We start from the raw sequence: 11,706 nt of genomic DNA, 5'->3' as shown, positions 1-11,706 counted from the left end.
AGGAGTAAGAAGTTGATGGAACTCTTGATCAATCAGGTGGGCTACGAGTGCGACGGACACAAGGTCGCCCTGTTGCAAACCTCCCCCGCCCCTGATCTCGGCGGCTATGTCAGGCTGCAACGCCTCGATGATGGCCAGATCCTGTTTGAAACCCCGCTGCAACCGGCTGGCAGCGTCCCAGGCTGGCAAGGGCGCGCTTACTGGCGCGCCGACTTCTCCGCCTTCAAGGAGCCCGGCCACTATCGGCTGGAGGCGATCACTGCCCAAGGCATAGTCCGCTCGACCCGTTTTGCCATCGGCCAGGATCTGCTGGCCAGCCGCTGTCTCTCCGATGTCATCCACTACTTCAAGGGCCAGCGCGCCAGCGGCACCTTCGATCGAGCCGACCGCAACGCCCGCCTGTTTGGCACCGACCAGCACAAAGATGTGCACGGCGGCTGGTTCGATGCCAGCGGCGACATGAGCAAGTACCTGAGCCACCTCTCCTACGCCAACTACCTCAACCCCCAGCAGACCCCCATGGTGGTGTGGGCCCTGCTCAAGTGCCGGGAACTGCTGGCCCCGCGCCGCGATATCGACGGAGTGAACCTCTGCAAGCGGCTCAATGACGAGGCGCTGCACGGCGCCGATTTCCTCTGCCGGATGCAGGATGAGTCGGGCTTCTTCTATATGACCCTGTTCGACAAGTGGAGCAAGGACCCTGCCCAGCGCGAGCTGTGCGCCTATGCCACCCAACAGGGGCTCAAGTCCGCCAACTGGCAGGCGGGTTTTCGCCAAGGGGGCGGCATGGCTATCGCCGCGCTGGCCCGCGCCGCCCGCGAGAGCGTCAGCGGCGACTTCGATGCCAGCCGCTACGCCGAGGCGGCCAAACGCGGCTACCTGCATCTGCGTGAGCACAACCTTGCCTACCTTGATGACGGGGTCGAGAACATCATCGACGATTACTGCGCCCTGCTGGCAGCGGTGGAGCTGACCCGCACCTTCGGCGCCGAGTGGCTGAATGAGGCGAGAGCCCGCGCCAGCAAGCTCTGTGCCCGCCAGCGCCCTCATTCGGAGCTGGGTCACTACTGGTCGGCCAACGAGGATGGCTCGCGCCCCTACTACCACGCCGCTGAGGCGGGTCTGCCGGTGCTGGCGCTGCTGGAATATCTGGGCGTAGAGCCGGAGCAGGAGCACAAGGCCCAAGCACAAACCGTAGTGGAGCAGGCGCTGGCCGCCGAGCTGGCGCTCTGCGCCCGCGCGGGCAACCCCTTCTCCCTCGCCCGCCAATATGTCAAAGGGGTGGATGAAGCGCCGCGCGTCAGCTTCTTTATGCCCCACAACAACGAATCCGGTTACTGGTGGCAGGGGGAGAACGCCCGCCTCGCGTCTCTGGCGACCATGGCCTTTGCTGGCGCCCGCCACTTCCCCCGCCAGAGCCAGCCGCTGCTCACTTATGGCCAGCGCCAGCTCGACTGGATCCTCGGGCAAAACCCCTTCAACGCCTGCATGCTGGCGGGCCACGGCATCAACAACCCCGCCTATACCGCTGGGTATCCCAATGCGCAGGGGGGGATCTGCAACGGCATCACCGCCGGGTTTGATGACGAAAACGACGTGGCCTTTATTCCGGAGGAGTATCAGGATCGGCTGGATCAGAACTGGCGCTGGGGCGAGCAGTGGATCCCCCACGCAGCCTGGTTTGCCCTTGCCATCAGCTGGCAGAGCGCCCTGAGTGCTCGAAATGAGCAGGGAGGTCGCCATGATTGAGTTCTGGGTCGGCGTCGATGGCGGGGGCACCCACACCCGCGCCCGCATTCGGGATCGGGCGGGCAAGCTGCTCGGAGAGGGGCGCGCGGCCGGCTCCAATCTGGAGCTGGGCATCCCCCATGCCCACGCCAATGTGCTGGCCGCCATCGCCAGTGCCCGCCTTGCCGCCGGGATCGCTATCGAGTGTGAACAGCAGATGGGGGTCGGGCTGGCGCTCGCCTCCGCCGAGCTGGCCGACTGCTATCACGCCCTGCTCGAGATGCCCTTCCCCTTCGCCAGCGTCAGGCTCACCTCCGATGCCTTCGGTGCCTGCCTCGGCGCCTTTGGCGGCCGTGAGGGAGCCATTCTGATCGCCGGTACCGGCTCGGTGGGGCTGGTCTATCAGGAGGGGCAGATCCGCACCTGCTCCGGCCGCGGCTTCCCCATTTCAGACATAGGTAGCGGCGCCTGGCTGGGGCTGCGCGCCATCCAGCAATCCCTGCTCTGCCACGACGGCATTCTGCCCCCCAGCACCCTCGCCATCCGCCTGATGGACCGCTTCAAGCGGGATCAGGCCGAAGTGGTACGTTGGGCCACCCGCGCCATTCCGGCGGACTATGGCCACTTTGCCCCCTGGGTATTCGACGCCGCCAGCGATGGTGACGAGCTCGCCAATCAGCTGCTGGACGAAACCTGCGAACAGCTGCGGATCCTGCTGGAGGGAATGACCCAGCTTGGTGCCAGACAGATCGCCCTGCTGGGGGGGATTGGCACCCGCCTCGCTCCCCGTCTCGGCCAGCTCAACCTGATCCCCCCCCAGGCAGATGCGCTCGATGGCGCCATCCTGTTTGCCCAATCAGAGGATTTTCCATGTCTACACCCCTGATCCACACCCAGGTCGCCCGACGTGACGGCGAGGATGTCTGGTTCACCTTCACCCTATCCCGCATGCCGGATACCCGGTGGAAGCTGCACTTCTGTCTGGCTCGCCATATCGACCCCGACTCCTTGCAAGGGGGCGAGCTGGAGCGCCAGAGCGGCAGCTACAAGGTGATTGTCCCGAACGCTGACAGCTGCGAGCTGCGCTTTTGCTGCCGCCAGACGCCCATCAAGAAGCTCTCCGACATGCCGCAGGGCTTCTTTCTCAGCCTGCCGGAGGCGACCACGGGTGCCCAGCTGCTGCCGGTGACGCTGGCTGCTCAGGATCTCGGACTGGAGAACCCGCCGGTAACCCGCCCCGATCTGCCGGATGTCGAGCCCCTGCCCGGTATAGTGCCGCAACCGGCCCATCTGGTACTGCTGGAGGGGAACTTCCGGCTGGCCGAGCGGGCTCATGTCAGCGCCCCCCGCGATGTGCCGAAATTGCTGGCCCACTTTAACGAGCTGACGTCGCTGGCACTGGAGCAGGATCACGACGCAGAAATCCGGCTGACCGAGACCAAACTGGCACCCGAAGCCTACCAACTCACCATCACGCCGCAGGAGGTGGTAATTGCCGCCGCCGACGAAGCGGGCTGGCGCCATGGGCTGGTGACTCTGGCCCAGTGGTATCTGCAACATGGGGAGAGCCTGCCCTGCATCACGCTGGAGGATGCCCCGCGCTTTGGCTTTCGCGGCATTTTTCTCGATTGCGCCCGCCACTTCCACGCCCCGGCCACCATCAAGCGTCTGCTCAAGCTGATGAGCCTCTACAAGTTCAACCGCTTCCACTGGCATCTGACCGATGACGAGGGGTGGCGACTCGAGATCAAGGCCTTCCCGGCACTGACCGACGTAGGTGCCTGGCGCGGCCACGATCTGGCGATCGGCCCCCAGCTCAGCGGCGGTGCCGAACCCTATGGCGGCTACTACACCCAGAGCGAGGTGAAAGAGCTGGTGAGCTATGCCGGTGAACTCGGCATCACCGTCATTCCCGAGATCGACATTCCGGGCCACTGCCACGCCGCCATCAAAGCGCTGCCCGAGTTGCTGATCGAAACGGCGGATCACTCCCGCTACCGCTCGGTCCAGCATTTCGATGACAACGTGCTCAACCCCGCCCTGCCCGGCACCTACCGCTTTCTGGAGGCTGTGCTGGACGAGGTATGCGAGCTCTTTCCCGGCCCGCAGATCCACATGGGGGGTGACGAGGTGCCGACCGGGGTCTGGACCGACAGCCCCGCCTGCCAGCAGCTGATGGTCGAGCAGGGCTACGCCGACTGCCGCGAGCTGCAGGGCCATCTGCTGCGCCACTGCCAGCGCTATCTGGCCGCCAGAGGCAAACAGATGATCGGCTGGGAGGAGATCCTGCATGGCGACAAGGTGAGCCGCAAAGCGGCCATCTGTGCCTGGACCAGCTTTCAGGCGGGGCTGGATGCTGCCGCAGCCGGTTATCCTGTGGTGATGGCGCCCGCCCAGTTCCTCTATCTGGATCTGGCATGGAGCGCCGATATTCATGAACCCGGCCTCTACTGGGCGGGGACCCTCAATCTGGAGCAGATCTACGCGTGTGACCCTGCCCCAGCCGATTTCCATGCCAACGATAACATCCTCGGGGTGCTGAGCCCCTTGTGGTCAGAATTGATCACCAGCCGTGATCGTCTCGACTACATGTTGTTCCCGCGTATGCTGGCCACGGCCGAGGTGGCCTGGAGCGATCCCGCTCACAAGGGCTGGGAGCACTTCGCCGCCCGCCTGCCGGGTCAGCTGCAGATCCTCGATCAGTTGCAGGTGCGCTACCGGATGCCACAGAGGTAATGTTGTCTCTACTTTGGCGGCCAATCGGCCGCCTTTTTTACGATTAGCCAACAAAACATCAACTTCCCCCTACCATTCATACGCCATTATTGGCAAAATCCAGCCCCCAATGAAGCTGGTCTGCCTCCTGCTGGCGCGAGCCTGCGGCCACCTCCAGATCTGCCACAATAACAACGACAACATTATCAACAAGAACATCGGAGCGTATTCCTATGGCCCGCAGAGATGTCCATACCCTGGATAGCGAAGTGGAGTTTCCTGCCGACGTACAACTGGTCTCCACCACTGACCTGCGCGGGGTGATCACCTACGCCAACCCTGCCTTCTGCGACATCGCAGGCTACTCGGTCGATGAACTGGTGGGACACAACCACAATCTGGTGCGCCACCCCGACATGCCCAAGGCCGCCTTCGCCGATCTCTGGGCCCGCCTCAAGGAGGGCAAACCCTGGCGCGGTATGGTAAAAAACCGCTGCAAGGATGGCCGTTATTACTGGGTAGATGCCTATGTGACCCCCATCTATGAAGGCAACAGGATCAGCGGCTACCAGTCGGTACGCTGCAAACCCGAGCCACAATTCAAGCGCATCGCCGCTCAGACCTACCAAGCCCTGCTCAAGGCCGAGCGCGGCAACAGCAGCAACCTCCCCTCTCTTGCCAAAGTACGCACCCCGGCCATTACCCTGCTGCTGCTCGGCCTGATGGGCTGGACCTTCGCCAGCCAAGGGGCCATGACCGTCCTGCTGATGCTGCTGCCCCTGTTGCTTCTTGGCGGAGCCTACTGGCGCGAGCTCTTTGCCCTGCCCCACTATCTGCAGCAGCTGGGCCGTGAATATGACAGTCTGACCCGGCTGGTCTACTCCGGTGATAACCCCGGCGCCATTGCCGATTTTCATATCAAGATGCTGCAGGCCCGCATCCGAACCGTTTTGGGGAGGATCAACGATGCCACGGCACCTCTGCAAACCCTGGCCATCAATTTGAAGCAGGCCTCTCATCAAGCCTGTCTCGATATCAACGAGCAAGATGCCCAGACCCAGCAGATGGCTACGGCTATGACTCAGATGGCCAACACAGCTCACGAGATCGCCCGCAACATTCAGGACTCCAACGGTCAGGTCAACGAAGCTCGCAATCGTTGTGAACAAACCAACCAGCAGTTGAACCAGACCGAGCAACAGATCGAACAGCTCGCCAAACAGGCTGAGCTGGCGTTCAACTCTGCAGTGGAGCTCGCCAGCGAATCCGAACGGATTGGCAGTGTCATGGGCGAGATCCAGGGCATCGCCGAGCAGACTAACCTGCTGGCCCTCAACGCTGCCATCGAAGCCGCTCGCGCCGGGGAGCAGGGCCGTGGTTTTGCAGTGGTCGCAGACGAGGTGCGTACTCTATCGACCCGCACCCACAAGGCGACTGAGCAGATCCAGGGCAGCATCAAGCAGATCCAGCACACGCTGGGACGCTGGAAGGGGATGATGCAGGAGAACCTGCAACAGACCCACGCATGTGCCGAGATGACCCGCCAGGGCGCCAGCAGCCTCCATACCGTGCTGGCAGAGATAGAGCTGGTCACCGAACACTCCACCCAGATCGCCACCGCTGCAGAGCAACAACAAGCGGTCGTGGAGGAGATCAGCCGCAGCATCCACCAGATCTCCGAGTACTCCCACGCCAACAGTCAGAAGATGCTGGATGTCGATCACTCCAGCCAGGCCCTGCTGGAACGGGCCAAGCAACTGAAGGGGCTTAGCCAGACCTTCGGCTGAATCATTGCCAGCCTCATGACAGAAGCGCCACAATGGCGCTTCTGTTGTTTTTGACGAATCGGGTCTATGAGCATTGAACCAAGTCCACCCCCATTGAACAAAACTGCCCGTATCGAAGCGATCATCGCCCTGATCCCGGCAGGCCGGGTGGTCAGCTATGGTCAGGTGGCCGATCTGGCCGGGCTGCCCGGACGGGCAAGACTGGTGGGCAAGGTGCTGCGGGAAACCGACAAGGTACTGCCGTGGCATCGGGTGCTGGGCGCAGCGGGCACCATCTCGTTACCGAAAGGATCGCCAGGCTTTGCCGAACAGATTGGGCGTCTGCAGCAAGAAGGCGTCGTAGTGATCGGTGGGCGGGTCAGAATGAAGGAGTGGCAATGGCAGCCCGATCTGGCCGAGCTGCTTTTTCTACTGCCCTTTTGAGGGGAGCACAGCCGGATCACTCCAGCGGCGCCAGGATCTCGTCGCTGCGCACCTGCACCGGTATGGTCTCATCCGCGCGCTGCAGCAGCACCAGCAGGCTCTGCCGGTCAACCTCCAGCACATAGGCCGCCCCTTCCCGGGTCATGCAGCTCATGCCTGGCCGGATCTCGTTAATCTCCATCTCAACCTCCTTGTCTACTTCGCGATTGACGACAGCTGCACTCCTTGCAGCTGTCTCAGTATACCGCTATCCATAAGCAAAGAGGCCCCTTATCGGGGCCTCTTTTCATCAGGCTTTTTTAGCCTTTGGCAAACTCTCTTGCCAGGTACCGTTGTCGTAGTGAGCGGTCCAACCGGTCGCCTTGCCGTTGACCTCGCTCATCACGTACTGCTCCTTGGTCTTGCGACTGAAGCGCACAATAGCGGGGTTGCCGTCCGGATCGGTGAGCGGGGCACCGGCCAGATACTTGTGCTTGGCGGAGATGCGATCCTTGAAGCGCTTGAGCTCTTCCACCAGCGGCGCGCGGGTCTCGCGGGATTTGGGGAAGTTGCTGGCCGCCAGGAACAGACCGGCAGCCCCGTCACGCAGCACAAAGTGGGCATCGGACTGGGTGCACTTGAGCTCCGGCAGCGGCACCGGATCCTCCTTCGGCGGCGCGATGTCGCCATTTTTCAGGATCTTGCGAGTGTTCTTGCAGGTCTCGTTGGTGCAGCCCATGTACTTGCCGAAACGGCCGTTCTTGAGCTGCATCTCGGCTCCGCAACGGTCGCACTCGATGCTCGGCCCTTCGTAGCCCTTGAGCTTGAACTGGCCCTTCTCGATCTCGTAGCCATCGCAGTCCGGGTTGCGACCACAGACGTGCAGCTTGCGGCTGTCATCGATGATGTAGGCATCCATCGCTGTACCACAGACACCGCAGCGGTGCTTGGCGCGCAGCGCTTCGGTTTCCGCCTCTTCGCCGTCAGTGGCGGAGACAAACTCGTCGGCAGAGACCAGGTTGATGGTCTTCTTGCAGCGCTCTTTCGGCGGCAAGGCATAGCCGGAGCAGCCGAGGAACACGCCGGTGGTGGCGGTACGAATACCCATCTTGCGGCCGCAATCCGGGCAGTCGATGTCGGTCATCACCATCTGGTTGGCACGCATGCCGCCCTCTTCGGGCGCCTTGTCAGCCTTCTCCAGCTCCTGGGTAAACTCGGCGTAGAAGGCGTCCAGCACCTTCTTCCACTCCAGGCTCCCTTCGGCGATGCCATCGAGCTTGTCTTCCATCTTGGCGGTGAACTCGTAGTTCATCAGCTCGACGAAGTTCTCCACCAAACGATCGGTGACGATCTCGCCCATCTTCTCGGCGAAGAAACGGCGGCTCTCGACCCGCACATAACCGCGATCAACGATGGTGGAGATGATGGAGGCGTAGGTTGACGGACGGCCGATGCCGCGTTTTTCCAGCTCGCGCACCAGCGCAGCTTCAGTGAAACGGGCAGGCGGCTTGGTGAAGTGCTGGCGCGGATCCAGCTTGATCAGCTTCAGCACCTCGCCAACGGTCACCGCCGGCAGCTGACTATCTTCGCCCTTGCGACCCATAGGCGGCAGCGCCTTGGTCCAACCGGCGAAGCGCAGGGTACGACCACGGGCCTTGAGCTCGAACTCACCCGCCTTGACGGTCAGGGTGGAGGAGTCGTACTGAGCAGGGGTCATCTGGCAAGCAACGAACTGACGCCAGATGAGGTCGTACAGACGCATGGCATCCGGCTCCATCCCTTCCAGCATCTCGGCAGTCACCTGTACGTTGGAGGGACGGATCGCCTCGTGCGCTTCCTGAGCATTGGCCTTGGCGCCATACAGATTCGGTTCGGCTGGCAGATAGGCCGCGCCATACTGCTCGCCGATATATTCACGCACCGCCTCAACCGCCTCTTTGCTGAGGTTGGTGGAGTCGGTACGCATATAGGTGATGTAACCCGCTTCATAGAGACGCTGGGCCATCATCATGGTCTTCTTGACCCCGAAGCTCAGCCGGGTAGAGGCCGCCTGCTGCAGGGTAGAGGTGATAAACGGCGCGGACGGCTTGGAGCCGGTCGGCTTGTCTTCCCGGTTCACCACCTTGTAGTCGACCCCTTCCAGGGCCGCCACGGCGGCGAAGGTCTCGGCCTGGGTCACCGGCTTGAAGTCGGCACCGTTGCGGCTGACCACTTCCATCCGCAGATCAGCCTTGTCACCGGTCAGCAGGTCGGCATTGAGATCCCAGAACTCGACCGGAACGAACGCCTTGATTTCGCGCTCTTTATCGACGATGAGACGCACCGCAACGGACTGTACCCGACCGGCGGAGAGACCGCGGGCAAGCTTTTTCCACAGCAGCGGGGAGACCATGTAACCCACCACACGGTCGAGGAAACGACGGGCCTGCTGGGCATTGACGCGGTCAATATTGAGTTCGGACGGCTGGGCGAACGCCTCCTTGATGGCGCTCTTGGTGATCTCGTTGAACACCACGCGCTTGTAGCGGCTGTCATCGCCACCGATGATCTCGCGCAGGTGCCAGGCGATCGCTTCTCCTTCTCTATCCAAGTCGGTTGCGAGATAGATGGTGTCGGCTTTCTCGGCCAGACTTTGCAACTCGCTGACCACCTTCTCCTTGCCGGGCAAAATCTGGTAGTTAGCCTGCCAGCCAGCGGTCGGATTGATACCCATCCGGGCAAACAGGGCCTTGCGATCCTTGGCAGCCTTCTCGGATTCGCTCAACTTGATGCCGCGAATGACAGGTTTCTTGGGCTCGGTGCTGGCGCTGCCGCTGGTGGGCAGATCGCGAACATGACCCACGCTGGATTTCACCACGTAGTCCTTGCCCAGATATTTGTTGATCGTCTTGGCCTTGGCCGGAGACTCCACTATGACCAGTGATTTGCCCATGCTGTAACTATTATCCTCATTGCACCCGACGGGGTTGGTGTGCGGTTTTGTGGGGCTGTATAAGAGATTTGGCGCGAAAAAGCAATCTTGTGAGCAAATTTGCCTGACCAGCCCGAACCACACGGCTTCTTTTATTGCTTCTTTATTTATTAATGCGAAGGCAACAGGCAGGACGCAACCGCTTTTTCAATTTTCTGCCATACCGCCCCTCTTTTTATATCTGAAACGACATAAAAACGTCTGCTGGTTACCGGCTTGTTACAAAAACATAAAATCTCTTTATAATGGCCCAACCCCGACGCATTGTGCGCGGAAGGAACCGCTACCCATCATAAAAATCGAAAGGATGTACTCAATGAAGCACTTCGAGGTCAATTTCGACGGTCTGGTCGGCCCGACTCATAACTATGCTGGCCTCTCCTACGGCAACGTTGCCTCCCAGAGCAATGCCCAGGAGGCTTCCAATCCGAAAGAGGCCGCCAAACAGGGGCTGCGCAAGATGAAGGCGCTGACCGAGCTTGGCATGACCCAGGGGGTACTGGCGCCACAAGAGCGTCCCGATCTCGCCACCCTGCGCCGCCTAGGCTTCACCGGCAACGATGCCCGGGTGCTGGAGCAGGCCGCCAAACAGGCTCCTGCCGTACTGGCCGCGTGCTATTCGGCCTCCAGCATGTGGACCGCCAACGCCGCCACCGTCTCCCCCAGTGCCGATACTCAGGATGGCCGCATTCACTTCACCCCCGCCAACCTGACCAACAAGTTTCACCGCTCCCTGGAGCCGGACGTCACAGGTCACATCCTGCGCGCCGTGTTCAACAATGATCGCCACTTCAGCCACCACCTCCATCTACCGGAAAATGACCACTTCGGCGACGAGGGGGCAGCTAACCATACCCGCCTCTGCCGCGCCTATGGCGAGGCGGGGGTCGAGCTGTTTGTCTATGGCCGCAGCGCCTTTGACTACTCCCGCCCGGCGCCGAAGCGCTACCCGGCCCGCCAGACTCTGGAGGCAAGCCAGGCCATCGCCCGCCTGCATGGCCTTGGCGAGGAGAGCGTGGTGTTTATTCAGCAAAACCCGGAGGTGATCGATCAGGGGGTATTCCACAACGACGTGATCGCGGTGGGCAACCAGAACGTGCTCTTCTTCCACCAGCAAGCGTTCCTCAACACCGAATCGGTACTGACCGAGATCAGCGGCAAGTTTGGCGAGGGGGATTTGCACTTTATCGAAGTGCCGACCGCCGAGGTATCCGTGCTGGATGCGGTGAAATCCTACCTGTTCAACACCCAGATCCTCACCCTGCCGAGCGGCGAGATGGCCATCATCGCCCCCACCGAGTGCCGCGACAATCCGGCTGTGTCGGCCTATCTCGGCAAGCTGCTGACGCAGGAGACCCCGATCAAGGCAGTCCACTATATGGATGTAAAACAGAGCATGCGCAATGGTGGAGGCCCCGCCTGCCTGCGACTGCGGGTTGCCATGAACGATCAAGAACTCGCTGCGGTCAATCCGGCCTGCCTTATCAACGACAGCCAGTTTGCCCGTCTCGATGGCTGGGTCGATCGCCACTACCGCGACCGCCTGACCCTCGATGACCTGCGGGATCCGTCACTGGTGCAGGAGTCCCGTGGCGCACTGGACGAACTGACCCAGATCCTGAAACTGGGTTCGGTCTACCCGTTCCAACGCTAAATGTGATGCCCGGGAAGACCGCCAACGCTGGCGGTCTTCTGCTATCGGCCTTCTCTTCAGCGCGATCGCCAACTTGCACGGATGCTGTTTTGTGCAGAAAAGCAGCGCACAACTTGCTGATAAGCTTGAATTTTGAGCTGGATGTATCAAAAAATCGACGAACAGTCATTTTTTACTGCCAGATGCCTAATCAAGGGGTTCACAAAGCCTCTGGATCTGATAGTATGCGCCTCGCACTTGGGGAGGGGTTCCCGAGCGGCCAAAGGGATCAGACTGTAAATCTGACGGCTCTGCCTTCGAAGGTTCGAATCCTTCTCCCTCCACCATTCAAGTGCAAAGTAGTGACAATCAGGAAATACCCCGTGGAGGGGTTCCCGAGCGGCCAAAGGGATCAGACTGTAAATCTGACGGCTCTGCCTTCGAAGGTTCGAATCCTTCTCCCTCCACCA

General features: G+C 61.3%; 8 protein-coding genes and 2 tRNA genes. 8 read left to right on the top strand and 2 right to left on the bottom strand.

What is annotated here, in order from left to right; genetic code table 11:
- The first annotated feature begins 15 nt into the window (after positions 1–15).
- From AB5Z05_RS04405 to AB5Z05_RS04385, 5 genes are all read left to right on the top strand, one after another.
- On the top strand, positions 16–1,749 hold the full coding sequence (locus AB5Z05_RS04405) for a glycoside hydrolase family 9 protein (protein ID WP_368150238.1): 1,734 nt from the start codon (positions 16–18) through the stop codon (positions 1,747–1,749).
- Positions 1,742–2,614, top strand: coding sequence for a BadF/BadG/BcrA/BcrD ATPase family protein (locus tag AB5Z05_RS04400; RefSeq protein ID WP_368150236.1), 873 nt, complete (start codon positions 1,742–1,744; stop codon positions 2,612–2,614). The genes AB5Z05_RS04405 and AB5Z05_RS04400 overlap by 8 nt, the downstream gene beginning before the upstream one ends.
- The gene (locus AB5Z05_RS04395) at positions 2,599–4,464 is read left to right on the top strand and encodes a beta-N-acetylhexosaminidase (RefSeq protein ID WP_368150234.1); all 1,866 of its coding nucleotides are present in this window, start codon (positions 2,599–2,601) and stop codon (positions 4,462–4,464) included. Before AB5Z05_RS04400 ends, AB5Z05_RS04395 begins: the two co-directional genes overlap by 16 nt.
- Before the next feature lie 212 nt (positions 4,465–4,676).
- Positions 4,677–6,230, top strand: coding sequence for a methyl-accepting chemotaxis protein (locus AB5Z05_RS04390; RefSeq protein ID WP_368150232.1), 1,554 nt, complete (start codon positions 4,677–4,679; stop codon positions 6,228–6,230).
- 66 nt (positions 6,231–6,296) lie between these two features.
- Positions 6,297–6,653: an MGMT family protein gene (locus AB5Z05_RS04385; RefSeq protein ID WP_368150230.1), complete on the top strand. Its 357-nt coding sequence runs from the start codon at positions 6,297–6,299 to the stop codon at positions 6,651–6,653.
- A gap of 16 nt (positions 6,654–6,669) precedes the next feature.
- On the opposite strand, the gene AB5Z05_RS04380 is transcribed toward AB5Z05_RS04385, so the two are convergent.
- Both AB5Z05_RS04380 and topA read right to left on the bottom strand, forming a co-directional pair.
- Positions 6,670–6,834, bottom strand: a complete 165-nt coding sequence (locus AB5Z05_RS04380) for a hypothetical protein (RefSeq protein ID WP_005334891.1) — start codon at positions 6,832–6,834, stop codon at positions 6,670–6,672.
- A 108-nt stretch (positions 6,835–6,942) separates the two neighbouring features.
- Positions 6,943–9,564, bottom strand: coding sequence for a type I DNA topoisomerase (gene topA / locus AB5Z05_RS04375; RefSeq protein ID WP_106842764.1), 2,622 nt, complete (start codon positions 9,562–9,564; stop codon positions 6,943–6,945).
- Between the two features lie 355 nt (positions 9,565–9,919).
- Between topA and astB the strand changes: the two genes are divergently transcribed.
- The 3 genes from astB (at position 9,920) to AB5Z05_RS04360 (ending at position 11,706) form a co-directional block, all read left to right on the top strand.
- Positions 9,920–11,257: an N-succinylarginine dihydrolase gene (gene astB, locus AB5Z05_RS04370; protein ID WP_368150228.1), complete on the top strand. Its 1,338-nt coding sequence runs from the start codon at positions 9,920–9,922 to the stop codon at positions 11,255–11,257.
- Between the two features lie 241 nt (positions 11,258–11,498).
- Positions 11,499–11,583: transfer RNA gene (locus tag AB5Z05_RS04365), tRNA-Tyr, on the top strand.
- 38 nt (positions 11,584–11,621) lie between these two features.
- Positions 11,622–11,706: transfer RNA gene (locus AB5Z05_RS04360), tRNA-Tyr, on the top strand.

The sequence above is a fragment of the Aeromonas sp. R2-4 genome (assembly GCF_040908365.1).
Lineage (GTDB): Bacteria > Pseudomonadota > Gammaproteobacteria > Enterobacterales > Aeromonadaceae > Aeromonas > Aeromonas veronii.
This window is presented reverse-complemented; position numbering and strand designations above follow the sequence as displayed.

What these genes read in the sequence shown, in the direction of transcription:
- topA (WP_106842764.1), bottom strand. Translation starts at nt 9,564, where the DNA reads ATGGGCAAATCACTGGTCATAGTGGAGTCTCCGGCCAAGGCCAAGACG.
- AB5Z05_RS04395 (WP_368150234.1), top strand. Translation starts at nt 2,599, where the DNA reads ATGTCTACACCCCTGATCCACACCCAGGTCGCCCGACGTGACGGCGAG.
- astB (WP_368150228.1), top strand. Translation starts at nt 9,920, where the DNA reads ATGAAGCACTTCGAGGTCAATTTCGACGGTCTGGTCGGCCCGACTCAT.
- AB5Z05_RS04380 (WP_005334891.1), bottom strand. Translation starts at nt 6,834, where the DNA reads ATGGAGATTAACGAGATCCGGCCAGGCATGAGCTGCATGACCCGGGAA.
- AB5Z05_RS04390 (WP_368150232.1), top strand. Translation starts at nt 4,677, where the DNA reads ATGGCCCGCAGAGATGTCCATACCCTGGATAGCGAAGTGGAGTTTCCT.
- AB5Z05_RS04385 (WP_368150230.1), top strand. Translation starts at nt 6,297, where the DNA reads ATGAGCATTGAACCAAGTCCACCCCCATTGAACAAAACTGCCCGTATC.
- AB5Z05_RS04400 (WP_368150236.1), top strand. Translation starts at nt 1,742, where the DNA reads ATGATTGAGTTCTGGGTCGGCGTCGATGGCGGGGGCACCCACACCCGC.
- AB5Z05_RS04405 (WP_368150238.1), top strand. Translation starts at nt 16, where the DNA reads ATGGAACTCTTGATCAATCAGGTGGGCTACGAGTGCGACGGACACAAG.